Source organism: Enterobacter sp. UPMP701, assembly GCF_053709515.1.
Genome location: NZ_JBSKJN010000007.1, coordinates 52802 through 79225, shown reverse-complemented (window position 1 = coordinate 79225; position 26424 = coordinate 52802). Strand labels below are relative to the sequence as shown.

Annotated in this window: 13 protein-coding genes and 3 pseudogenes; 6 read left to right on the top strand and 10 right to left on the bottom strand. The window is 47.9% G+C overall.

The genetic code is table 11. The features are described from left to right. Positions 1-182 precede the first annotated feature (182 nt). The gene (locus ACWKXT_RS15870) at positions 183-845 is read left to right on the top strand and encodes a hypothetical protein (protein ID WP_454532853.1); all 663 of its coding nucleotides are present in this window, start codon (positions 183-185) and stop codon (positions 843-845) included. 91 nt (positions 846-936) lie between these two features. Here the strand turns inward: ACWKXT_RS15870 and ACWKXT_RS15865 are convergent. Next, positions 937-2520, bottom strand: a pseudogene (locus ACWKXT_RS15865) (autotransporter outer membrane beta-barrel domain-containing protein). Between the two features lie 1276 nt (positions 2521-3796). Here ACWKXT_RS15865 and ACWKXT_RS15860 point away from each other — a divergent pair. Further along, positions 3797-4093 carry a helix-turn-helix transcriptional regulator gene (locus ACWKXT_RS15860; protein WP_454532852.1) on the top strand — a complete coding sequence of 99 codons (297 nt, stop codon included), beginning with the start codon at positions 3797-3799 and terminating at the stop codon, positions 4091-4093. Between the two features lie 418 nt (positions 4094-4511). Further along, entirely contained in the window at positions 4512-5588 is a 1077-nt protein-coding gene (gene fic / locus ACWKXT_RS15855; protein WP_454532851.1) for a protein adenylyltransferase Fic, read from the top strand. A 50-nt stretch (positions 5589-5638) separates the two neighbouring features. Here fic and ACWKXT_RS15850 read toward each other — a convergent pair whose 3' ends face one another. The 6 genes and pseudogenes from ACWKXT_RS15850 to ACWKXT_RS15825 all read right to left on the bottom strand — a co-directional run. Then, positions 5639-6772, bottom strand: coding sequence for an STY4528 family pathogenicity island replication protein (locus ACWKXT_RS15850; protein WP_454532850.1), 1134 nt, complete (start codon positions 6770-6772; stop codon positions 5639-5641). An 18-nt stretch (positions 6773-6790) separates the two neighbouring features. Continuing rightward, positions 6791-7330, bottom strand: a complete 540-nt coding sequence (locus tag ACWKXT_RS15845) for a DUF2857 domain-containing protein (protein ID WP_213731754.1) — start codon at positions 7328-7330, stop codon at positions 6791-6793. Then, complete coding sequence (locus ACWKXT_RS15840; RefSeq protein ID WP_454532849.1) at positions 7314-8798, bottom strand: ParB family protein; 1485 nt, start codon at positions 8796-8798, stop codon at positions 7314-7316. Before ACWKXT_RS15840 ends, ACWKXT_RS15845 begins: the two co-directional genes overlap by 17 nt. After that, positions 8795-10150 (bottom strand): replicative DNA helicase, encoded by a 1356-nt coding sequence (gene dnaB / locus ACWKXT_RS15835; RefSeq protein WP_454532848.1) that lies wholly within the window; start codon positions 10148-10150, stop codon positions 8795-8797. Before dnaB ends, ACWKXT_RS15840 begins: the two co-directional genes overlap by 4 nt. Then, complete coding sequence (locus ACWKXT_RS15830) at positions 10143-10517, bottom strand: hypothetical protein (protein WP_454532847.1); 375 nt, start codon at positions 10515-10517, stop codon at positions 10143-10145. The genes dnaB and ACWKXT_RS15830 overlap by 8 nt, the downstream gene beginning before the upstream one ends. Further along, a pseudogene (locus ACWKXT_RS15825) lies at positions 10514-11308 on the bottom strand (ParA family protein); the annotation flags it as partial. The pseudogene ACWKXT_RS15825 and the gene ACWKXT_RS15830, both read right to left, overlap by 4 nt. Positions 11309-11546: 238 nt before the next feature. On the opposite strand from ACWKXT_RS15825, the pseudogene ACWKXT_RS15820 reads away from it, so the two are divergent. Further along, positions 11547-12820 (top strand): annotated as a pseudogene (locus ACWKXT_RS15820) (tyrosine-type recombinase/integrase). 89 nt (positions 12821-12909) lie between these two features. Here ACWKXT_RS15820 and zorE read toward each other — a convergent pair. Genes zorE through zorA2 form a run of 3 tightly spaced genes read right to left on the bottom strand, consistent with a single transcriptional unit; the run spans position 12910 to position 16371 of the window. Beyond that, positions 12910-14001 carry a type II Zorya anti-phage system protein ZorE gene (gene zorE / locus ACWKXT_RS15815; protein WP_454532846.1) on the bottom strand — a complete coding sequence of 364 codons (1092 nt, stop codon included), beginning with the start codon at positions 13999-14001 and terminating at the stop codon, positions 12910-12912. A 3-nt stretch (positions 14002-14004) separates the two neighbouring features. Beyond that, positions 14005-14712: a type II Zorya anti-phage system protein ZorB2 gene (gene zorB2, locus ACWKXT_RS15810; protein ID WP_045134389.1), complete on the bottom strand. Its 708-nt coding sequence runs from the start codon at positions 14710-14712 to the stop codon at positions 14005-14007. 6 nt (positions 14713-14718) lie between these two features. Further along, the gene (gene zorA2 / locus ACWKXT_RS15805; RefSeq protein WP_454532845.1) at positions 14719-16371 is read right to left on the bottom strand and encodes a type II Zorya anti-phage system protein ZorA2; all 1653 of its coding nucleotides are present in this window, start codon (positions 16369-16371) and stop codon (positions 14719-14721) included. Between the two features lie 213 nt (positions 16372-16584). On the opposite strand from zorA2, the gene ACWKXT_RS15800 reads away from it, so the two are divergent. After that, positions 16585-19944 carry an STY4851/ECs_5259 family protein gene (locus ACWKXT_RS15800; protein ID WP_454532844.1) on the top strand — a complete coding sequence of 1120 codons (3360 nt, stop codon included), beginning with the start codon at positions 16585-16587 and terminating at the stop codon, positions 19942-19944. Next, positions 19944-26270: a DEAD/DEAH box helicase gene (locus tag ACWKXT_RS15795; protein WP_454532843.1), complete on the top strand. Its 6327-nt coding sequence runs from the start codon at positions 19944-19946 to the stop codon at positions 26268-26270. Before ACWKXT_RS15800 ends, ACWKXT_RS15795 begins: the two co-directional genes overlap by 1 nt. The last annotated feature ends 154 nt before the right edge of the window (positions 26271-26424 follow it).

The following is a 26424-nucleotide window of genomic DNA, read 5'->3' as shown; positions in this document are numbered from 1 at the left end:
GATGCCACTGGCATCACCCTTTTGCCTATCGGTTGGTTGAGATTGATAGTTCTTTTACTTAATAATTAAGTAATGCAATAAAAAATATAATGTTTCTCACAATGTATAATTTTTTCTCCCGACATAATGGTTTATGGATGTTGTGCCCAACAAAGAGTGTTGTTTTTAAAGGAGAGATTTGAATGATTACAAAGCCAATAACCACGGGGTATTCGGGATGGCAGAAAAATCCAGATGGAACTATCGTTTGTGGTGGTGCGTATACTGGTTGGCAGAAAAATCCTAACGGAACAGTAGTTTGTGGTGGAGCCTATACAGGATGGCAGAAAAACCCGAACGGAACTATCGTTTGTGGTGGAGCCTATACGGGATGGCAGAAAAATCCGAACGGAACGGTAGTTTGTGGTGGTGCTTATACAGGATGGCAGCGAAACCCTGACGGAACTGTGGTTTGTGGTGGTGCTTATACGGGTTGGCAGCGAAATCCAGACGGAACGGTAGTTTGTGGTGGCGCTTACACGGGATGGCAGCGAAACCCTGACGGAACTGTGGTTTGTGGTGGTGCTTATACGGGTTGGCAGCGAAATCCAGACGGAACGGTAGTTTGTGGTGGCGCTTACACGGGATGGCAGCGAAACCCTGACGGAACAGTAGTCTGTGGCGGCGCTTACACGGGATGGCAACGAAATCCGGATGGCATGGTTGTATGTGGTGGCGCATACACAGGTTGGCAAAAAAATCCTAATGGATACATCGTTTGTGGCGACGCCTACAATGGATGGCAGAAAAACCCCAATGGTACGATAGTTTGCGGTGGAGGTAACAAGCTGTGGTGTTTCAGGTAGTTGTATTAGCACAATAATTTATTGCGTTGGGCCGGTTTTTTTCCGGCCTGAATATTAAATTCATTATTTGAATGATAATTTCGCGGGTTAATTAAAAACTATAACTAATTCCCGCATTCCCGGTCCACGGCGATTCCATCCCATCACCTTTCTCGTAATTGATACTGGCGTAAATATGCGTGTGTTGTGTGAGCGTTGCGCTGATGCCAGCCTAGTAGCTTCCTCTTGTTCCAGCGCTATCATTATTGAAATTATCCTCATTAACCCTGACCGGGTTGTTATGCACAAACTCCTGCTCCAGCGCGACTTTCAGCCATGGAATGAGCTGCACGCCATGACGAGTCGTCATATTCTGGCGCAGCCGGAACCCGACTTGCCCCAGCGCGGATTTAGCCGTGCCGGGATGTGCCTGCATACCGTTCGATAGCCAGTAATTATCACTTTGTGAAATGAAGCCGGTGAAACCGATAAAGGAGGAGAGGGTGGCCCCGGCGAATCTGGCGTCATACCCGGCAACCAGGCTGCCACCGATACCGGGGGTAGTGTAACTGCCGTCGGCATGACCGCTGGAACTCATGCGAGCATTAAGATGTTGGTTAAACAGATTGCCTTTCAGCATTCCGTCCAGCCAGAAACGACGTTGATCATAATAGCTGGCGTATAACGCGGCGCTGTAGCTGTCCACTGATCCATCGCTGTTGTTGGCGAGATCGAGATCAGAGCGACTGTAGCCGCCAGCAATGCCGAATGTCAGCAAACCTGTCTGATGAGAAAGGCTTTTGTCATAGCCCATCATCAGTCCGCCGAGCCGCTGGCGATACGCTGCGCTGCCTGTGCGGTTAACGTCAACGCGATTACTCAGCGCCTGCACCCATAGCTCTCCCTGATGCGGGCGGGTACGAGTGACATCCAGACGGGTTTGCAGCACACTGCCTTCGGCCTGAAAAATGGTGGGAGTGACGTTTGCCATCGCCAGAACGGCTTCAGTCGATGGCGTAGGGGTTGCCTGCGGCGTCAGCGACCAGTTGCCCTGACCGTCGGGTGTCAGGCCATATTCCCAGGTGCCAATATCTACCTGCTGGTTTGGGTTCAACAGCGTAAACTGCGCGTCTCCGCCGCCGGTCTGTACGACCTGTAGCGACTGCGGATCTGAGGGGGATTCGCCGGTGTCGTTTATCCGGATCCCAAAATCGCCGTTGGCTTCCCCGGAGACGTTAATCATATCGCCCTGTTGTGCAGCGATATCGGTATTCATCCAGAAATTACCGCTGCCAGAGAGCGTTTCCATACTCAGCGTGGCGAAGGAGGTTGGGTCAAACAGCACCGTACCGCCATTCATCTTCAGATCTGCAATCTGATAATGATGTGGGCCAGCATCACTGCCGTTTTGCAGGGAAAGTACGCCATTCAACACTAAGGTCAGGCCGGAAGTTTTTACACCCTCGTTAAGTACCAGTTCGCCGCTGCTACCCACTGAACCTGTGCCTGTCAGGGTAGCCTGGCTGCTGACGTCCATTAGTCCATAGAGCCAGAAGCTATCCAGAGCACCATCATTGATTTGAGCACTGCCGCCCTGTGCTACGGTGAGCTGGTGGGAGAGGCCATAGCCGCCCAGCGTGTATTGTCCACCGGACTGTACCGTGGTGTTTTCATCGAGTCCGCCCTGATTTTGCATCACGCCGTAAACCGCAGTGTCATCAGCGGTGCCGCGATACCAGGCCGAAGGCTGAGTGTCGGTGACGACATCGTAGTGCCATGTGCCGGTGACGGTTAATGTGCCGCCATCGTCTACCTGGCTGCCTTCGCTTGTCCCGCCGTTGCTGACCTGCTGAATGCCGCCATTTTGTATAACGGCATTGCGGGAAATCGCGCTGTTGCGGGTTTCATAAGCGTAATTCCAGCCGGTATCCAGCTCACCGCCGGCTTTAACGACCGTATTCGTGTCGATGCCGTAACGGTTAATCATCAGGCCGCCAGCGCCAATGGTGGTGTTAACAACCTGGCCGCCTTGTTCTGGGTCTGCGACACCATTATTTCCGGCGTTAATGTAAACCTGTCCGCCACTATCCACATAGGTGTTTTCAGCATAACCGTTCACCTGTAGTTCGCCATCGGCGGTTATCTGTGTGTCATAAGCGCTGCCGCCCGGTTCCAGAAACAACTCACCGTGATCGGTAACGGTAATGTGATTGGTTTGTCCGCCATCGCCAACGTCGCTCCAGGCATGTGAGCCCGTAATTGTTGAGTCGGTCAGTATGCCGTAGACATGCTGATTACCTTTTGAGCCATCCACGACATCGCCAGAGACGGTATTTCCGGCGTTAATCTGGGTATGGTAATCCGCTCGGGCAGATAACGAGATAAACGGTAGCGTCAGTGTTATCAGGTAAGGGGCGAGTTTCATTGGGATCTCCCTGTAGCGATTGTGCTGAAGTCTGGGGAAATCCTGGAGGGGCGAACAGGTTGTTTTGTATATGGGGCTGGGAAGTTTTAGTTGAATGTGGTGGGGCTTTGATGCCAGTGTCATCACCCTTTTGTCTATTGATTGTTGGTGGATTGATAGGCGTTTATGTGATGCCAGTGGCATCACCATTTAGCCTATTGATCGGTGGTGAATTGATAGATATTTATCTGATTCCACTGGAATCGAAGCGGGTTTTGCCGTTTATCTCTACAAAAAAGACACTTTTACGTGTCCTTTGTGTAGAGATAAACAAATTCCCTCATTTGTCGCTTTTAGCCTAAGCGTCTGACGTTAGAATTCATTCACACCTTTTTTTCAGGTTTTTCGCGCGAAAAACTTGAATTAGGGAGAGATCTAACGATTTCGCGTCGCAGCTCGGCGAGTAAGCGGAGTTCACTGGATAAAGAAGTCTTTTTACAGCCTGTAGGGTGTATTGCTTTAAAATAGCTTTTAGGTTGTTAAACTCTCTAAAAATGGCGCATACCTTATGAATACTCTTTATCCGTTGAAGACCATAAATCAGCTACGCCCTCTTCTGATTGGCTTTCGTAAAGTGAATGGGCTGACCCAAAAGGATGTTGCAGAGAGGCTTGGCGTAACACAGCAAACCTATGCTCGATTGGAAGCGAACCCAGGCAGCGCCAGTATTGAGCGGTTGTTCAAAGTGTTTACTGTGTTGGGCGTTGAAATAGAACTCTCTTCTCCGTTGGCTTCATCAACCATAAATTCAGATAAGTTAGCTGATAAATATAGAGATTCTCCTGCCAGACGAGAAAAGTGGTGATGATGTCTATGTGATAGCCTACGGTGAATATCTTAGGATATGTCGATAAAACACATTTCTTTAAACATGTTGCCGGGATATGCTTATGGCATCGACATGTTCCGGCTATGTGTCGATAAAATGCGTTTTTTTAAATATATCGTCTGGGTATGTTTACCGCATCGACACGTTCCAGCTATATGTCGATAAAACGTGATTTTTTAAACATGTTGCCGGGATATGCTTATGGCATCGACACGTTCTGGCTATGTGTCGATGAAATTGGTTTTTTTAAACATGTCGTCTGGATATGTTTACCGCATCGACACGTTCCAGCTATATGTCGATAAAACGTGATTTTTTAAACATGATGACGTGACATGTCGATGGCAACGACATATTATGGCTATATGTCGATTAAAACGGTTTTTATAAACATATGAGCTGGAATCCAGAAACCCCTTACAACGAGTTGCCGATACTGCCGCCTGACCTGGAGCGCATTGAAACGCGCAGCGTACTCAAAGCGTGCATAAGTGCGCGCGCAGCAATCGCTGAGTTGAAAACTGCCGGTGAGTTGATCCCCGACCAAGGGTTGCTGATAAATATCCTTCCGATGCTGGAAGCGAAGGACTCATCGCGCATAGAGAATATCGTAACTACCAGCGATCAACTCTTTCAGTATGCTGACCGCGCAGATGGCGCAGATCCGGCTACTAAAGAAGCGCTGCGCTATCGTACAGCGCTTTATGATGGCTATACCCACCTTGAGGACTATCCACTCTGTACAAACACAGCGGTAGCTATCTGCACCAAATTACGCGCAGTTCAAACTGATATCAGGAAAACGCCGGGCACGGTATTGCGTGATCAGAATAATAACGTGGTATATACGCCGCCGGTGGGTGAAGACGCCATTCGTAATTTACTGGCGAATTGGGAGCGATTTATACACGGTGATGATGATTTAGATCCATTGGTAAAAATGGCTATTGCGCACTATCAATTTGAGTGCATTCACCCATTCCCGGATGGAAACGGGAGAACGGGTCGTATCTTGAATATTCTGTATCTGATCCAGAGCGAATTGCTTTCGCTACCAATCCTGTATTTATCCCGCTTCATCCTGGAGAGACGCGATGATTACTACACGCTCCTGCGTAAGGTGACGGAAGATGGTGATTGGGAATCGTGGATATTATTTATGCTGGAGGCTGTGGAGAGTACGTCCCGATGGACTACTGATAAGATATCGATTGTGCGGGCATTAATGGCAGAAACCACAGAGTATGTACGCGAGAAGCTACCGAAAATCTACACTCATGAACTTGTCCAGGCGCTTTTTGCACAACCGTATTGTCGGATCGATAACCTTGTCGAACGTGGTGTGGCCAAGCGCCAGACGGCATCGACGTACCTCAAGCAGTTGGTCGAAATTGGCGTGTTGGAGGAAATGAGCGTTGGCCGTGAAAAGCTGTATATCAACACCAGGCTGCTACAGGAGTTGAATCAGTAGCGAATGGGCCCAGAAAACAAAAACGTGAACAAATGGTGATGCCACTGGCATCACTTTTTCCCCAGACACTGCGCCCGAATCTCCGCAACCAACTTACTGATATCCCGCTTTTGACGCGGCTCTGCCGGTATTTCCGGCGCTGAAACCACAGGCGGCACAAACTCCGGCACTGTCGCTTTACCGCGTCGATACTGATTAAACTCACCGTCCTGCGCCTTACGCAGCGTCGCCAGCAGATAGGCGAGCGGGTTTTGTATGCCGCCACGGGCAACGCGTCGGGCTGCGTCATCAAGCACTTCCTGACGCAGCGGGGGCGGCAGGTTCTGCATGGCCTGCAAGACAAGCTGTTTTTCAGGTTGGGTTAACGGAATTTCCGGCGGCCAAATCGGCGGCGAGCTGTTCGCGCGCGCGGTAGTACTATTACAAAGATCTGTAGGTACAGTACGTACAGAGGCCTGGTCCTGATTCGAGACTACGCCGTCAGGCCCCAGTTTCCGGCTTAGTCCCGATTCGGTACCCGGTGAAATTTTGCCTGGTACCGTATTGAGACCGGACGTTTCTGGCTTAGTCTCCTCAGGAGACTGGCGCTGCTGCCAACGGGCGCGTTCTTCCAGCAGTTCTATACGCGAGGATAAATAGCGCAGGCTGGTGTCCTGGTGTATGTCGTACAGAATGCCTTGCGCGGTGGCGCGGATGGCTTTGTTTTCATGTCGCGAGCATTGCTCCAGCAGATGAAGATAGCTGGCATCAAAGCGCACGGCGTCCAGCACGCTCAGCGGTTCATCGTGCAGCGCATAGACATTCCCGAGGATGCGCCCGGACACCCGATCCCGCGCCTTATGGCACAGGCTGAGCCAGCGCGTCAGGCGCAGCATCAGCAATGCCCGGCTGACGGTACTGCGCGAGGCTTTTTCATCCTGCGGACGGTTCGAGAGCTGCACCTGCAATTCGCTGTAGGAGGGGAACACCGCGCCGCCGTTGTCCTGCGCCTGCATCCGGATCACCTGCCAGGCGAATTTGTCTCTGGGCGATAGCAGCGGATCCTGCAACAGGCGACGGGGTACCGTGTCATGCTGATTGCCCATAAACAGCAGGCTATCGGAAGCGGTTGTCGGATCCTTCTGCATCCGTTGCTGGAGTTTGTCGCCGGTCATAGCGATCAGCGCCTGAATATACGGTGTCATGATCTTCCCCTCGGTCACTCAGCTTTTTTCCCACTGCCGGATCAGATTCCAGACTACGGTCAGTGGAAGCGAACGTTCCTGCGCCAGCAGCATCATGGCTTCCAGCGCGGGTATGGAGTCGATGTTATCGACTTTGATCTCCTGCCAGCGGTTCCAGAGTGCGGCCTCTTCCTCTTCACCGGGAACCTGGTTGCGCCCCTGACGAACGTGGATCCCCATCAGCCGGCGGCGGGCGCTGATTTCAGCGGTCGAGATACCGAAGTAGTGGCTGATTAACGCGATTGAGCCGCCAAGCTTCACCGCCTGGCCGACCAGTTGCTGGAATTTCTGCTCCTGGCGCACCTGAACCAGCATTTTGCGCAGTACATCGTGATTGATGGTGATTTTCAGGAACTGCGCTGAGGTGTTACCCAGATGCATCAGCTCTTCAAAGGTCAGGGCGTTAAGTTCGTTCAGCTCCTCGCGGTCAAAGCCCAGCGCTTCGCAATAGCGCACATTGCCGTCCTTCAAGGCTTGTATCACCTGTGACAAAACGGCCTGATTAATCGTCGGCAGCATGTTGTGCCTCCTGCTGTAATTCTTTGATCCGGCGGACAATACGGATCAGCCGGAATGCTTTAATAAGAAATTCATTGCTGAAAAAGAAGCCGTCTGCATCGTGTTGAAAAAAGAGCCCAGGCGTCAGTGCAGAGGCCAGATCTTCCGTTAGCGGGATCTCGTTGAGTGCCGCCAGCAGCGCCCAACAGGCGCGTGACTGTGGCCGGGTGAACATGGGGTGATCTGATGCGAATGGCATCACATGAAAGCCAATGCCATTTACATCGGCATCTGAAATTATCCGGTCGTCGATGGCGTAATGCTCAGCCAGATCCCACGCCAGGCGATCGCTGACCGATCGTAAGGACTCCGTGGTATCCCACAGTTGTGGGATGCGCCAGATATCCATAACGGGTTCGGTCCCTTCACACAATAGTGATGGTGCTTCCTCTGGTTCAGGCAGAGGAGCAGGAGCTCCAACGTCCTCTTCCTCTGTTTCAGGTTTACGCCTGCGCGTTACCGGGCGTGGTTCGGGTTCTTCCGGTGGAACATAAGGCGGTGGTTCCGGCGTGGGGCCGAGCACGGCCTGGCGTTTTTGCTCAGAAGGATCAACGTCCAGCAACAGCAGGTTGTAATCAACGTTCAGCTCCTGACTCATCAGCCCCAGCAGCTCATCCTGCACTTGCTCGATGGCGAAGTCTTCAGGCTGGTCGTTGAACAGCGACAGCGCGGAAGAGAAGAGGTTATCAAAGGAACCATCGTTTTCGGCGGCGTGACGCTGCCAGAGGTGTAATGATGCCGCCCGCAATGACAGCAGCTTTTCCACCTGCGAGCGGCCCATCCCGGCGTATAGCACTTCGGGGATGCAGGGCAGCAGGTATTCCAGCGCCTGTTCCATCCGGCTGATATGCGACTGATTAATGGGGTAACCGTCGTTCTTCAGATGCTCCGCCAGTTCTCGTTGCGAAAGCTGGCACTTTTCCACCTGCTGGTACAGCTCCCGCGCCTTGTTGATCCCTAGCGCTCGCTCGATAAAGCTGAGTTTGCCATGCATATCATTTTCCGCCAGATGGCCGATCAGACAGCGCAGTTCGCCCAGCATGGGTTGATCGGACGTACCCGCCCATGGCTTGTACAGACACTGAATGCGACAGAAACGTTCGTCATGCGTTTCACGCCATAGTTCGTTGAGGATCGACAGGCGGGTATTGCCGCCGTTGGCTATGATGAACCACTCCTGATCGGGGCGGCGGGTGATTGGCGGCGGCGTGTCCAGCCCGCGGCGACGGATCGATTCCTTGATGTCGTCATAGTTGGGGTTACGCATTAACCGTGGGTTGAGATCGTAAGGGCGAAGCTGCTCCAGCGTGACGATCATCGAGGTTTCCATCAGCGGATCGGCAAATCGTTCATCAGGCGATCTTCCCCGATCAAAATTGCCCTGTAGCAGGCGTGACTGGAGTTCCGTCGAAGTCAGCTTGTTGTTCATGACCCGACTCCCTGTTGGCTGAGCGATTCGAAGCGGGTTTGATCGCTGATAAAGCGGGTACGTACCGTGCCTATCGGGCCGTTGCGCTGTTTGCTGACAATAACTTCAGCGATGCCCCGATCTAGGGTGTTGGGATCGTACAGCTCGTCGCGGTAAAGGAATAAGATGACATCCGCATCCTGCTCGATAGAGCCGGAATCTCGCAGATCGGCATTACAGGGGCGCTTGTTAAGGCGTGATTCCAGCGCCCGATTAAGCTGCGACAGCGCCAGCACCGGGCAATTTAGTTCCTTCGCCAGCGCTTTCAGCGAGCGGGAGATCGTTGAGATCTCCTGATTACGGTTCTCCGCGCCGCCGCTGTGCATCAGTTGTAGATAATCCACCACGATCAGCGAAGGAGACCCGTACTGGCGCAGCGAGCGTCTGGCCCGGCTGCGTAACAGGGATGGGGTGAGGATCCCGGAGTCGTCGAGCAGCAGACGATCTTTCCATTCGTTCATCAGGATACTGGCACTGATGCCAATCTGCTGCCAGTCGTCATCACTCAGATCGCCACTGCGTAGCCGGGTTTGCGAGACGCGGCCAATCAGAGAAACCAGCCGCAGCAGTAGCTGTTCCGCCGACATTTCCATGCTGTAGATTTGCACTGGCTGAGCAGAGCGCAGCATTAGCGCGTTCACGCATAGCGTCAGGGCGAAAGCGGTTTTGCCGACTGAGGGACGAGCGGCGGCGATAATCAGGTCGGCAGGCTGGAATCCACAGGTCAGGGCATCGAGCTGTTCCAGCCCAGATGGCGTGCCGCTGAGGCTGCCACGTTCAGCCTCGTAGCGCTGAGCGATGCCTGCCAGTACGTTGTCAAAGCAGGTACTGATATCGGTCAGGCCGCCCTCCTGATGTGACTGCGCAATGGCAAACAGCTTTTGTTCGGCAAAGTTCAGTACGTCGGCAACATTGCTGCGCGGCTGGCCTGCCATATCGCTCAGTTCATTGCCTAATAACAGAAGCTGGCGCAGTTCACCGTAGCTGGCGATGTATTGCGCATAGGGAATGATATTGGCGGCGCTGGGCGTGTTTTTGGAAAGCTCCGCCAGGTAGGCGAAGCCGCCCACCTGTTCGAGCTGTTCCTGCTGTTCCAGCGATTCGCTCAGGGTGATCAGGTCGATGGGATTTCCCTGTTCGACCAGGGTTTGCATATGGGAATAAATCGTCCGGTGCGCGGAGATAAAGAAATCCTGCGCGGAAATCTGTGTGGCAACGTCATCCCAGCGATCGTTATCCAGCATCAGCCCGCCGAGCACCGATTGTTCCGCTTCGACGGAGTGGGGCGGTTGTGGGCGTTTACGCTTACTCATCCCGATTACCCTCCTGACAGGCCACAAAGGCTTCCCACAGCCGGGTTTGTTGATGTGGCGGCAGAAGTAATAGCGGTAAATCGCTGGAGTAGAGCGGCTTATTGTTGGTCCAGCCGATTTCAAAAAGCGCCCAGTCTCTGGGAGCGGTCAGCGAACCGGAGTTATCACGCAGTTCGTTCTCATCTTCCAGGTTGTAGCAGTCCACCTTTTCCGGCGGAATATGCCAGAGCAGGGACATTAACATCGGCAGGGTCTCCCGCGCTTCTTCACGATCGGTGGCTTCAAAGAACACAATCACTTCATCGTCTTTCTCGAAGGGATGCTGGGCGTAATAAGAGCAAAATGCCCGCCAGATTTTCCGTTTCATGCGATGCCCTCTATCCGCTGATGGGGCAGGGCGAGAAACTGCGGGAACAGTTCGTTAGCCAGCATCTGCATGGTTTCAGCCGCGCAGGGCGTTGCCCGGCCTTTGGCGCGGGAAGTATCCAGCCGATGAACCGGCATTCCCAGCGATGCAGCCCGGCGATAGGCGACGCTGGCATAAACCGGCGTCATCAGGATTTCGGTGGGCACCAGTAGCTCCTGCTCTTTCTGTTTATGCTGGAGAACCTGGAGCAGGTTGTGATGAATTTCTCGGGCATCGTTAGTGTGGTCGAGCTTGTTGATCACCGCTTTCAACGGCGGCAGCGGGATACCGTAGCGGGTGAAAGGCTGGAGATCCCGGTACATTTGCAGCGTGCCGCGCAGGAACTCGCGTGCGGAGAGCATTTCCGGCAGTACCGGGGAGATAATAAGGTCGCTGGCTAACAGCACCATTTCCAGCGCGATGGTGCGTGCGCCAATGGTGTCGATCAGGATGACGTCATAGCCGGTTATCTGGCGTACCAGATGGCGCAAACGGATCACACCGTCAGGCGCAGCCTGAAGCAGGCTCATCAGTTCACCGCGCGGATCGTTGGAAATAATGATATCCAGTCCGGGAATGGAGGTGTGCGAGATGATGATGGCTGGATCCAGTTCGTTCTGCGCGATAAGCTCGTAGATCCCACCGGGGGCTTCGTTATCAAGAGGGTAATAGCTGCTGAGCGTCGGCTGGCGAATATCGGCGTCAATCATCAGGACTTTCAGCCCCTGATCGGCCAGGTAGCCGCCAAGATTCAAAATCAACCGTAGAAATACGTGCCGGTTCGAGTCCGGCCTTCGCACCAAAAGAGCAAATCAAAGTCGCTTACGGGCGGCTTTTTTTGTGTCTGAAATCCGCGCCACACAAGGCGTTACTCATTTTTTCACTAACCTGATTCAATCTACATCAACTTACTGTTGCGGGTACAACTGCGGGTATATTTCGGTTCGATAATGTTTGTACCCACACAGAACCCTTGAAAGGATACTCATCATGGCTCTGAGTGATGTGAAGATTCGTTCGGCTAAGCCTGAAGCAAAAGCCTATAAACTGACTGATGGTGAAGGCATTGTTTTGCTGGTTCACCCTAACGGTTCAAAATACTGGCGACTGCGTTATCGTTTAGGCGTTAAGGAGAAGAGGCTGGCGCTGGGGAAATACCCCGAAGTATCGTTGGCGGATGCCCGGGCTCGCCGGGATGAAGCCCGTAAGCTATTAGCTAACGGTGTCGATCCTAGTGAAAAAAGAAAGCCGTTAAGGTAGAACAAGAGCAGGAAGCGATAACGTTTGAAGTGGTCGCCAGAGACTGGCACGCCAGCAATCAGAAATGGTCTGAGTCTCATAGTACTCGTGTATTGAAAAGCCTCGAAGATAATCTCTTTGCTGCCATCGGTAAGCGGAACATTGCTGACCTGAAGACTCGGGACCTGCTTGTCCCCATCAAAGCGGTGGAGTCGTCCGGGCGTCTCGAAGTCGCTGCTCGTTTGCAGCAGCGTACTACCGCGATTATGCGCTTTGCCGTTCAGAGCGGCTTAATCGACTACAATCCCGCGCAAAAGATTGCCGGTGCGGTTGCTACGGCGAAAAGACAGCATCGTGCTGCTTTTGAACTGAACCGTATTCAAGAATTACTTCATCGCATAGATCACTATTCTGGCAGACCCTTAACTCGATTGGCTGTTGAACTCACTTTGTTGGTCTTCATCCGTTCAAGTGAGCTGCGTTTTGCCCGTTGGTCAGAAGTAGACTTTGAAATGGCCATGTGGACGATCCCCGGTGAGCGTGAGCCACTGGAAGGAGTCAAGCATTCTCAGCGTGGTTCGAAGATGCGTACTCCACATCTTGTTCCCTTGTCGCGGCAGGTCTTAGCTATTTTGGAAAAGATCAAAAGCATTAATGGGAATCGAGAACTGCTTTTCGTTGGGGATCACGACCCTCATAAGCCTATGAGTGAGAACACGGTGAACAAGGCTCTGAGAGTGATGGGCTATGACACGAAAACGGAAGTATGTGGGCATGGCTTCAGGACGATGGCATGTAGCTCGTTAAGTGAGTCGGGATTGTGGTCGAGGGATGTGGTAGAGAGGAAGATGAGCCATCAGGACCGAAACTCTGTACGTGCGGCTTATATCCATAAGGCGGAGCACCCGGGGGAGCGCAGGTTAATGCTGCAGTGGTGGGCTGATTATCTTGATGCGAATCGGGAGAAGCAGACCTCACCATTTGATTATTCTAAGATTTACAAACAGTCTTTTGACGATAGATAAATATGAATTATTAAGAGAACCCAAGTCAAAAATTTACAGAGATTAGTATAAATAATTAACTGCTGTTTTTTCAGACTTGGGTTATATAATTAGGAAATAACCCCAGACTGTATTTCTTTAACGAGTTCTCCCACGGAGAATACTTTCCAACCATCGACTTTTACCGGTGTTAAATTTACTGCAATTTTTGAAACCGGCCAGGCAGCTTCTACGGTGGCAATAATTTCCTGCTCCGAGTTTTGTAAGTCTAACCCCGGAACTGGTGGCGGGTAACCTTTGTGTTGCATAATATTTATATCACCATGAATCGATGGATCTGTCAGATCATAAATATCCTTCCAGGATTCAACCTCCAAAAGCCCTTGTTGGGAACGTAAGCGTTGAATGATAGCCATGTCAGCCTGAGTGACAAATATTCCTTCGTGCAAAGGTTGCTTTCGATGGCAATCTTTGCACAAGACAAGTAGATTTTCAGCTGAGTTATCATATTTAATACCATTTTTATGGTGAACATCGCATAGACTTTTCATGGACATTAAATTCACACCACAATCACTACATTTGTAGTTAGCTTGTTCTCGTGTAATTCTGGATATATCCTTCCAATTTTCTACATAGCCACTATTTGATTTATCATAGATTCCTTTAGGCATATGGCGAAAGCAAGTACTATAATCTGAAAAAAATTCATTCAAAGAAAATGATTTAAATATCACTCTTTTCTGTTGCTTATCTATGCTTCCTTTGTAATTAAGGCGTTCAAGACAGTTCATACAAACTTTAAGAGCGACATCTTGGCTCCGACCGAGCCCATCATCAATTTCAAATAAGCCATCAACACGATTTGTTGCATGATACCGTTCAAATCGATTTTTTTGGCGCATGTCATCTAATGTTCTACACCAGGCAATATGAAACCGCTTCCCTTTCTCTCCATCTTCAATAGCAGCATCATAACGTCCGGTATGGTCTCTAATATATAAAAGAACCTGTCTCCCTCGGTAGGAAATAAGACCACTGCCGGGATCAAGATCTTCAATTCTAACTTCTTTACCTGCAGAAAGTTCGATATCAATTGGATCAAAAACTACAGGTGTTTCGTCAAGAAAAAAATCTACGCCTTCCGGCAACATTTTTCTTCCTAACTGAATAAGTTCAGAAATGTCGATAGATAATTTCATCTCTTACTCCTGAATTATTTTTCGAATCTGCAACTCGGCATTTGTTACAACTTTAAATGTTACTCGACGAGAGCGATTGGGATCTTCTTTACCAGATTTATCAAGAATAGGGTGTGCGGAAGAATATCCAACGGCAGCAAATTTACTTTTTACCCACTTTTGGTGTGCTGCGCTATCTTTTAAACCATAGACATATTGCAGTACTGCTCGTGTTCGCCCTTGCGAGAGTTCCATGTTATTAAAATAGGCCATGTCAGAATTGGATGCTCCAGTCCAGTCAGTACTTGTATGTCCCTCAATACGTACTTCAGTAATATGTTCCTGGTAGTTATCAAGAACTTTAAGGTAGCGAGGGAAGAAATTATCAAGGATCTGTTTAAATTTTGGCTTAAGCTCTGTGCTACCTAAACCAAATAAGACATCGGGTGATTTAAAACGGACCTCAAGAGTTTGTTTGTCAATTTCAGCATCCCAAGCTGGTAAATCCTTTGTAAATTCAGTTTCTAGTGCATTATAGAGTTGAAGTTGCGCATTTTCATAGGCGACAGCCACTTCTTTAATTTTTTCTTTTTCAATACGCACATAGTGCATATAGGCGATAGAAATAAACATAAATACCATCATCAGACCTGCCATTAAATCTGACATTGAAACCCAGTGTTCATTATCTTGATCTTTCTTAGGGGCTTGCTTGCCAAGGATTTTATCCATTAGCAATTATCCTCGTTTTTGATTAGCAGAAATTAATGTTTGCAGTTGTCCCATGACAGCTTGATATTCTTTGAGTAGCCGCTCGTAGTTACCGACAAAACCTTTGCTTATTGAGAGCAGAGCATTCCCTAGTGATTGCATCTCACGATTCATTTCGCGCTCTGTTGCTTGCTCAAAGGCATGTAACTGTTCGTTAATTGAACTACCAAATTTCTCAATTGACTCTTTCACCTGAGATGTCAGTCCCGCGCTTGCTTTATCAAACGAAGATTGCATTGAACCAAACATGTTATCGGCATTACTGGATAATTGTTGATTAAATTTCTCGCCTGTTTTATTGAACATATCAATAACATTAGTCGTGTTTTGTTCCATATTTCGATGCAATTCTCTTGAGTGTGTTTCCAGAGATTTCAGGAACTCATCACCACTTTGTTTCATCTCCGTAATAGTGTCTCCTAGCGCGCTTGTAAGAGTTTCAGAGGAATTGCTTACATCATGCGCCATTGATGCAAAAGCTTGCTGTGTCTGAGTCACTGATTGTCTGAAACCTTCGGTACCTTCATCAAGGGCAACTCGCATCGAATCAGCATTGATAAGTATCTGCTGACTGGTTTGTTCAAGAGACGCGCTGACATTCGCGGCACCTAACTTTAAGAGTTCGCCTACTTCAGACATTTTTGTTTGAATTTCAGGTAAAACATCAGTTGCCTTATCGCGTATGGCGACAAAGATTTCCAGATGACGGGAGAGTTCACCAATTTGGTGCTGATTCACTTGCAGCACGTCACGAAGCTCAGCCATTGCAAGAGGAATCTCTTTGCATTCTTCCCAGATCCCTGCGACAGCTTTTCTGGTTTCGACTAAAGATTCAACACTTTGTTGGTATTGCTCACCCATCTGCTCAACTTGGTTTTTATAGTTTTCCTGCCAGTCGACAAGTTTTTTTACAGAAGTATCAAGCGCTTTGAAATTCTCACCGAATTGTTCAGTTAAATTATTGTTGAAATCAATAATAACTTGCCTAAGGGCATCGATAATTTGTTCGGTTGCTCCTTTTGCCATCAGGTCTGCAAATTGCTGTAATTGTTCCCAGAGCTTATTACTGAAATTAGAATGGTTAGATATTTGTGCCCGGGAGGTATCACTGATTTCATTACGCAGTAGTTTTATTTGGGCAACTATGGAACCCTCTTCGCTACCACTCATGCCAGCGATTAATTTCACTAAATGCTTATTTTGTTCTTTTAATTCATGATGGATATGCTCAGGAGTAACTGACGCTGGAATATCCGCCTCCAATTGACGACGTTTATTGGCAAAAAAGAAAGCATCTAATCCATTAAACAAAATTGCGAAAAACATTCCAACAATACTGGTAATGAATGCTGTTTTAAGACCTCCTAATAATACCGGGATGCTGGTATCAATGCTTTCAGTATTAAAATTAAGCAATCCAATAATGATACCGATAAAAGTACCCAGTATGCCTAATGCTCCCATTAATGTTGGAGCATACTCTCGGAATTTGTTATGAATGTTTTTATGATCACACCACCATGCAGCACAAAATACAAAGATAACAGCCCAAATAAAAATGTTTGTGACGAGTGTGGAATCAATTGATTGAAACAAATGTTCAAAAAGCTGAGCTAACATTGTTATTCCTGTAATAATCACAATTAGTAATGCTGGTGTAAAAATTGTATGTACACCTTGTAAAGTATAAGGTCTTTATGCTAGTGAAACTTCGTTGATTCTATCAACTTTCGCCAAGATATACATGATTTCTGTCATATTTGGTGGGTCTGAGGCGTTGAGCTTTCATAAAATCATAGTAATCTGTTACGAATTGTATCAATCGAAGGCTGGTTGCTTGTGAAAACTCCAGTTAACCCACTTTTGCGATGGCTCAATGCATTTTTTAGCAGTCGCTCATTACCCGGAGCTGATGGTAGGGCGCTGTATGCTTACCGTTGTCATGATGCAGAGTATGAAAGTTTGACTGCTCTTCTTCGTGCCCATGTTCCACGTAACTACCCTAAAACCATATTCATTTCTTACAGTGATGTTTTGTTCAGCATATACGCCGCTGAGTTTATCCGCCGTAACCATACTGCAGGACATCCAAGATGGGACGTTATTTTAGAATCGATTGGCTGGAAGGTACCTTACGCACATCGGCAAAAGCTGGTAAATGATGGGATTCGTTACTGGAAAAGAAAGGTGAGAAGTCTGGGTCAAGCATCGGGTTATCTGCATACTCTGGCTTGCGAAGGCGGTTTGCCCATCCGGATGATTGAAAATGAAAGTGGCTATTTAATAACCTATTTCAGACGAATTTATCAGGCACTACGCGGGCAATCGTCAAGGCGTCCTGCGGAGATAATCGCACAAGAACTGGGCGACACTATTCCTGTGACAATGCAAAATGAACTCGTCTACGAAATAGCTGGTGAATTTTGCGAGACACTTCATACGTTACTCAATGAGCATACCACTCATGGTCAGGACCCCGTATCCTCACTACGCAAACAATATCCTGACTGGCATCTTCAACTTCCGTTGGTTCTCCCGGAAGAGAATGCCTCAGAGATTGTAAGACGACTACTTTCTCAATCTTCAGAGCCCCGTATATCAAGCAATGTGTTAGTTGAAAGGATATGGATTGATGTTGATGACAGTTGGTATTGCGATGCTCGGTTTCGATTTCCGGCCACAATGCGTACTGAACAGTTAATATCCCTGTTTGAATGCAATATTCAGCCGGAACAGACACGACTCATCATTTCTGCAAAATGGAGAAATGGTGGTGCCCGGTTAGCAATGCTAAGCCGTTATGAACAGCAAGATTGGCGAGTAGAGTTATTACCCTTCGCTATGCAAAAACTCTCTGGGGCAGATGCGATGACCGAAATCTCGTTGTCGCTCCATGAAGGACCGATTCTGCTAGGTCACGTAATTCCCAAAGGGGGGTATGAGCTTACTGAAGATTTACCATGGGTTTTTGAAGCGATGAATGAGAGCGAGTCACAGTTAAAACTTGTCGGCATGGGCTCTGTTAGTTCCAGGCAAAACTCTCTTTTTATTTCGCTACCGACAAATAGTCATTTGGATATTAGTGGAGAAGGTGAGTTTGATATCCCGAGGTTGCTGAAAAATAGTGAGCGCAGCTTAACTAAAATAAGCGGAGTATTCAGCGTTGTTTTACATGATGGCGCAGTTTGTACGATTCGCACGCAGCAGCTTTATGATTCTGCGATTGAGTATTATATAAAACCGACAGAGATCGATCTGGTAAAATCTGATTATCCTGTCCATCGTGCCTGGCCAAAGTTCGGCTGGAAAAAGGATATGCAGCATGGCATTGTCCCAGAGAACGAACTTTTTTGGCGATCCATTCGTTCCGGTAACAACTCCTGGTTTTCTGTCGCATCAGTAATGCCGAAAGGGCAGATAGAAGTCAGGCGAATAGTCAATGGTGAAGTTTTATTTAGCGGTAAAGTTGTGATTTTGCCAGCAGATTTCGATATTCAAATTATTCCCGAGACTGCTCAGCGAGGCGTTATTGTACTCTCTGGTATAACGGATGCAAGAGTTGATAAATATTCAAACAATGAAAAGGTAACACTTAAATCAGATTGTTTGCAAAACGAGTGTGTTATTGATTGTAATTCATCACCGATGCTAGAGAGCACCATCAATTTACGAGTATCCTGGAAAGATGGTTCTAATCTTAAATTATTATTACCTAAGCCCGTTAGCGGTGGACGGTTTGTAAGTAATGATGGTTCTGTTCATTTTGGCGGTGTTGCATCTATAGCACATTTGCATGGCGTGGACGCTGAGTTGTTAACAATATCTTGTGCCGGGAAAGGATATCTTAATATCGAGTTGTTGGATGAAAACCCGATGTCTGAAAAATTTCATTATTTACATGCGGATATTCCATTGTTATCTGGCCGTAATGAAAAGTTGCAACAAATTTCACTTTATGAGAATTATAATCTGCTGAGCGCCATGCTTGCATGTGCATGGAAAAATGATAGTACATTACGTATTGATTTTTACTCTGACAGATTTGGTAAGGACAAAACAACACTCAATATTAAACGCTACGATGGCCGTTTTATTGAGAGTGATGAAAGATTACTGGTTGACATAAAAGATTCTATTGTTTTTCCTTACCATAAAATAGACGACATGGTTGTTGAAGCCATTTCTCTTAATGCTCCTGACTTATGCACAGTCCTGCTGAACAAAGATGAGTCTGGTTATGACTTCTCGACGTTGAATATTCAAGGTGGCCCATGGCTAATTGTGGGTAAAATTGATGATGCAATTCGTATTGCACCAGTGATTAAATGGATGTTACCTACATTACAGACAGATGATTTATTTCTAAATGCTATATGCAACGCAGAGCCAGAACAACGTAAGGAATATTATAATGCTCTGTTTTTGGAAGTGAAGAATAATCCTTTGCAAAACTCTTGTTCTTTGTTGGTTGAATACATTAAAAAATACAAGTTGAATAATAACTTGCCTTTACTTGAACTGGATTTATTTAGAGAGATTCCGAGTAATTATTGCGTGGTTGTTCAGTTGCTAATATCTTCATGTCTTTCTGGGGATAGTGATACTATTTATGATATACAGGAGGAATTGCCCTTCTCATGGGGGTGGATTCCTGTTTCAATATGGAAAGACGTCTTTGAACAGTGTTGGTATTCTCTGGGAAATCAGATTAATGATAAAGCGTTTGCATTAAATATACTACAACCATTTATTGCATTTATAAATCATCGAGCGCATATAGATCGCCGATTAGTTCCCATCGCTAATATGTTGCTTACACATAGTGAAATATTACCTGTAGGTTGCACTGTATTGCCATCGGTAAGCCGTGAGCAGTTTAATGATGCCAAACAGATGCTATTAAGAAACCCAGATAGTTTTGGACGTGTCAGTATTTTTTCTAAAGAGCTTTGGGATAGTGCTATTGCTCCAGATCTTAAATCTTTTTTTAATAAATTTTGGATCGAAAACACTTATCACACTCGTTTTGAAAAACGGTTTAATTTGATGTTAGTCGCGGCGCTGCTCTCCCAAAGAAACAATAAACTTATGCATCAGCTAACTGCGCTTTTTGAATTTCACTATCAGCAAGCCCCGCAGCAATTGGGGGTTATCTATCAGTATTATTTTGAGCAAGCAGGAGTATATCATTGATGAACGTTCAGCAACTGCATTATGCGCCACTTCTAAATCAGCTTCATCAGCGAGCGGTGAGGTCGGTGGTAAGTCAGCTGGCATTGCGGAGCAAGTCGTTGAGTCAATATCTGGAATCTCAATATTTCCAGCCCCCAGGTCAGGGGGGATCACTGCTTGCAGATCCGGTATTTGAAAGCACGTTTGGCTGGATGCCTGCGGATGAAAAAATGGAGGATTTGCGTGACAAACTGATATCCAGCCCGCTGGTTGATGCATTGAGCAATGCGCCAGTGCCGTTTCGTCATCAGCTAACTGCGTGGCGAACGATTCTTGAAGACAAGAAGTCCCTATTAGTGAGCAGTGGTACAGGGTCAGGAAAAACAGAATGTTTTATGGTGCCAGTGCTGGAAGATCTTATTCGTCAGCAAAATTTGACCCGACAGTCACTAACAGGGACGCAGGCTATTTTCTTGTATCCGTTGAATGCGTTAATAAATAGCCAGCAGGAGCGGCTTCGCGAGTGGACTCGCGGGTTTAAAGGAAAAATACGTTTCGCACTATATAATGGCGAAACCCGGCATACCAAATTTGAAGTTCAGGAAGACCAGCTTAAAGCACCTGAACAGGCATTGAGTCGGGAAGCCATTTATGAAGCCCCACCATCCATCATGGTGACGAATACCACGATGCTAGAATATATGCTGATTCGTCGCAAAGATGCCCCTATCATTGAAAAGTCCCAGGGAATGCTGAAGTATATCGTCCTTGATGAGGCTCACAGTTATATTGGCTCTCAGGCAGCTGAGTTGGCGCTGCTTTTACGTCGCGTCATGCAGGCCTTCAATGTTGGACCTGGTACAGATAAACCTGTGCAAATCATTGCAACTTCGGCCACCATTGGTGAAGATTCTCCTGAAGGTAATAAAGAACTTGCTAAATTTGTTGCCGATCTCGCGGGCGTCACAGAACGTGATGTAAAAGTAGTTCGCGGCTATCGACAAATACCGTCGATATCGGAATCGCTTATTGGTCATGAATATCCCACTTCTTTAGCATCGCTTAACTCACTGAGTTCTCAGGAACTTTACCAACAGCTTTGTCATTATCGGGTGGCCCAGCAATTGCGTCAGGCGTTAACTCGCCCCGGATGCCAGGCGATACGTTTGAGTGAACTGCTCAATGTTGCCAGAAGAACCTGGCCAGACATTAATCATCGTGAGCTGTTGCAGCTTCTCGATCTGATGGCGAAATCGCGAGAGGGTGAATCTAAATTTTCACTAGCTTTTATACCATTACGTATGCATGGGTTTATCCGAACACTCGCGGGCCTATGGGCATGTTCAAATAAACAATGCGCACATAAAGCGAGTGAATTAGGTGGGGGTGACTGGCCATTTGGTCAGGTATGGTTTGAACAACGCCAATATTGCGACTGCGGTGCGCCGGTGTTTGAAGTTTTACGTTGCTCAGGGTGCGGTTCAGCTTATTTGTCTGCCAAAGAGGAAGTGCGCGGTGATGGAACGAACTGGTTGGTAGCGCAACCTGCTGCTGCCGAAGAGGATGAATTTGCGCTTGATCTCGATGTTTATTCTGAAGATGAAGATAACAACGAATTAGAAAATAACTCCCAATTTGATCGTCTTATAGCGAGCGATGGTGAAAAATATATCATTTCACTAGAGGAGGCGACGGCGGGTAAAATCGACCGCGAGGCGCAAAAGCACTATGAGTTAAATCTGATAAGACCTGAATCTCGAGGTGAGGGACGCAATAATTCCTTTGCTTGTGTTTGTTGTGGTGACACCCAACGGAAAAATAATCCTTTGTTCCGTCCGCTTAGACTCGGTGCGCCCTTTTTTTTAAATGAAATTATTCCGACTCTGCTTGAATTTTCGCCTTTACCGCAAACAAGAGAAGAGCAGTTAGGACCGTTTAATGGTCGACGCTTGCTCACCTTTACGGATTCACGTCAGGGAACCGCCCGTATCTCTGCCCGATTACAGCAGGACGCAGATAAAGCTACGTTACGAACCCTTTGTTATCAGGAACTGGCAAATATTAATGAGCCATCAGTAAAGCTCAGTCCGTCACATTGTGCATTGTTAGAGAGTTTTATTACCCAGTTTTCTATCCCTCCTTTAAAAAATTCCATCGACGCACTGAGAAAAGCGATGGTTTCGAATGAGAAGCTTAGCCCAGCAGACGTTCAGGCGCTTAGAATTATCGAGCCGATGGTTAGTTCCTTAAGTCAGGAACATGCTGAAGCGATGCAAATACTCCTCGTCAATTCAGGCAATCAGCAGAAGAAAACCATGTCGTGGCTAACTCTGTCTGAACAACTTGTTGGCAGTGTGGACCTTGCGGACAGAATGAGAGGCAGTTTTAAAGACTTGTCTGGACTTGAGCTTACTAAACAACAGTTTGCTGATTTTTGTTTATACAGTGAGTTTGGTCGCCGCCCTAAAAATGCCTGGACCCTCGAAAGTCTGGGGCTGGTGGCCATTTACTATCCATTTATTGATAAAGTCACAACCTGCCCGCAGGACTGGAAAACATTATTACCCGACCCCGATAAGCAATTACCGGAATGGCGTAATTTATTGAAGATTACCCTTGATTTCTTTATACGTGAAAACAGTGCCGTTTTTTACGAAAACGAGGAGTACCCTCGCTGGATGGGGGCACGTTTTCCGGTAAAAATGCTGCAGGGACCAGATAAAAAATATAAAGGGCAGAAACGTGATCAACTTTGGCCACAAATACGCGATCGCCATTATAACCGGGTAATTAAGCTTTTAATTGCCGTCTTTCCGGCAATACAGCCTGAGCAGGCTCACTGGAAAGCGTTGGTTAATCACTTAATGATTGAAGTCTGGGAAGCTATTCGACCATGTCTGCGTCAGTTTGAATCTGGTTATCAACTGGACATTAAACAACAAGCTGAATTTTACAGTCCAAAGCAAGTCTGGCGTTGCCCCTATACTCGCCGTGCGTTAGATGTCACTTTATTGAGTTATTCTCCGTATTTACCAGGTAGCAAAGAGATAGCACCTGAAAAAGCTGTATTGATTGAAATGCCCGAGCTTCCTGTGCGTCACTGGCGTTTATCCGGTGGTGGAGAAATGGCGCGAGAAGAGCGCCTGCACTGGTTGGAAAGTAATGAGCTAATTCAACATGCTCGGGAGGAGGGGGTATGGTCAACTCGCAGCGATAGATTGGCCCTGAAAGATAGCTGGTATCGTCTGGAGGAACACTCAGCGCAGCGAACGCCAGAGAAGAACCAGTTCAATGAAAAGCAATTTAAGGCAGGGAAAGTTAATGTGCTGAACTGTTCCACGACCATGGAAATGGGCGTGGATATTGGTGGTATGAGTTTGGTCGCGATGAATAATGTTCCTCCAGCTCCGGCGAATTATTTGCAGCGTGCTGGCCGTGCTGGCCGTCGCGGTGAAAGCGCATCTGCGGCCATTACGTTATGTAAAAACACCGCGCATGGAATGGAGGTATTCAAAGACCCTCTCTGGGCGTTCAACACCGTTGCGAGTGCCCCACGGGTTCGTTTTGGTAGCAGTAGTATTGTTCAGCGGCATGTTAACGCATTGGTTTTAGGTGCCTTTTTACGAGCTGAAGTTCCTGATGCGACAAAACTGAGTTGTAAATGGTTCTTTGAAGGTGATGATAGCCAGTGTCTTCGTTTTCTCCATTGGTTAAATCATCAGGCCGATCAACTGGCGGATAAACTTAAACGCCTTACCCAGGGAACTGTTCTGATGTCATTGACGCCGACACAGCTCTTGACTCGTACGCATACGATGATGCAGCTGGTTGATACTCGTTGGAGAAGCCAACTTGCCATACTGTTGGAAAACGTCGAAGCGTTGAAAGCAGATAACAGCGCGTGGGAAGAAACGCCAGCAGGTAAAGCCATCACTTATCAGCTTCGTGATTATCGCGGGGCTTATCTGTTTTCTAAACTCATCAGTGAAGCGTTCCTGCCGGGTCATGGTTTCCCGGTTGGCGTGGTCAATTTCAATTATCTGACCGCGGATGAACTGGAAAAACGTCGCGCAATAAAAGCCACTCAGGCTGACCCTAATGAAGGGGGAGAAAACTTTTCTCGCCGCATTGAAAAACTGCCCAGCCGTGACCTGCCCACAGCATTACGTGAATATGCTCCTGGTGCTGATGTGGTATTGGGCGGAAAAGTGTATCGTTCCTCGGGTATTATGCTTGGTAAAGTACTTGCCAGCGGGCAGGAGCTGTCTGGCGATCATCATATTCCGTGGTTTTGGCATTGCCGTAAATGCGGCGCGGGAGCGACCAGCGCCACCCGCCCTGTCGAATGTAGCCACTGCAAGGCAGAGTTACAGCAGCTTGATGTGAAACGGTATTTACAGCCTGTCGGTTTTGCGACAGACATTCGTTATCAGGCACATAATGATGTATCCATGCCTGCGCAACTTCCCTGGAAAGATCCTCGTGTTCTTGTACCTTCTTCGGTGTGGGTCTCCTTACCCGATGCTGGACTCGGGCGTTACCGTTTTAGTCATAGCGGGGAATTGTTCCACTTCAGTGAGGGTGAATTTGGTCATGGCTACGCAATTTGTCTTTCCTGTGGCCGGGCAGAATCTCAAACCCAGCCCCAGCGTACTCCGGAGAATCTAAAGAACCCGGAGAAGGAAAATACGCACTACCTGTTGAGAGGCGGTAGTAATGATCGGCAGGGGAACAATAAATTGTGCCACGGTCATGTTCATAAAGATCTGTGGCTGGGATATAGCAGCCGTACAGATATGGTTGAGCTGCAACTCAGTGATGATAATGGCTTATTGATCAGGGATGATGTTGCCGCGCGTTCCCTTGCGGTTGCTTTGCGTGAAGGATTAGCGCATAAATTGGGTATCGAAAATACTGAGCTGGGCGTGACGACGCAGCAAGCGCGCGATATCGATGGCTTCACTGGATATTCTATCTTTATTTACGATAATAATGCTGGTGGTGCGGGTTATGCAGTGCAATTGATCGATAATTGGTCGGATGTCTTTAATTACGCCAGAAAATTGCTCGATTGCAGCTGTGATAAATTCTGTCACCACTGCTTGCTCAGCTACGACAGTCAGCATTATGTCGGTAAATTAGATCGTCACCAGGCATTAACCCTGCTCACTAATCTTCGTCTACAGCGGCTTAATCTCGCGCCAGAATATCAGTACTTCGGAGAAAGTAGCCGGGTTGAAACCAACCCACTCAGTTTGCGTATTGCGCAATGCCTGAACAGCGAGATTTATGATTCTTGCTCGTTGGTTCTTGCTGGGTCGCAGGAACAGTGGAGTTTTGCGCAATGGCCATTATTTAAAGAGTTACTCCAGTTTGCTTCCTCTGGGGGCAATGTTGAGTTGCTGATTGCCACGCAGCTGGAAAACATGGCTGATAGCATCAAACATCAGCTTTCCGCGCTAGCGGCGATACCGGGTGAACGCTTGCAAGTGAAATCTATAGCCACTGCGCAACTTGTGCAAGGGGAAGGGATCTTGTTGGCACAGGTCACTCGTGAGGGGCAAACCCAACAGTGGGCCGCTGCCGACAGTGCCACCGTTTCGCCCGGTGAATTATGGGGACAAAGTTCGGCATCGCCGGTAGTGACGATTAAAGGAGCGTCCAGAAAAACATTCTCGGGTCAGACCTTGAGTGCAGAAGACTTACTGCCAGCATTGCCCTCAGGGGCGGTACGCATCAATCTCAGCCAACAACTTGACGGTCTGGTGGGAGGTTTTGGTTCGCGTTTCTGGGCACTGATAGCTCAGCAGCATGCTGGCTGGAAGAAGGCTTTTACTAATCGATGCGAAATTACTCACGTCCATTATAGTGATCGTTATCTCAATAGCCCGTTCACTGTACGTTTGTTAGGTGAAATTTTGACGGAACTGGTTGAACAGGGGCTGGCAGAACGCTCCGAACTCACTGTTTCAGTTAAAAAGTTAAAGTATAGTTCTCGCCAACACGATTCACTCTATAACGCATGGCTTGAAGAGCAGGATCGCCAGCAAGTTCTGACCGCGTTGCTGGAAGAGGGGTACCTTGGGCCTGCCTGGTCAGGGAAAATCTCATGGTTAGCAGGAGATAATCAGAACACCGATCATGGACGTGAACTGACCGTGACCTTCAGCGATGGCAGTGAACATTATGTGTTGCTCGATATGGGACTGAGTTACTGGCGTTGTACGGGTGACACATTCTTCGATTTTTCAGGACGAATACCGAATCAGGTCGAGCGCCTGGCAACATGCCGGGCATTGGTTATAGCCCCGGATAATGGATTGAAGAGTTATATCATCGCAGGCTAAACGGACACTTCCCCACCGACTCAGTGTGGGGGAGTTGACCCAGCTCACTTTTTAACTATCGTTGTTTGAAATTTATGCGTGATTTCTGCGCATTACATTCCATTTTATCCCCCTGACGCCACCCTTCATGTTATCTTTAAAGCCCTCTTTTTTA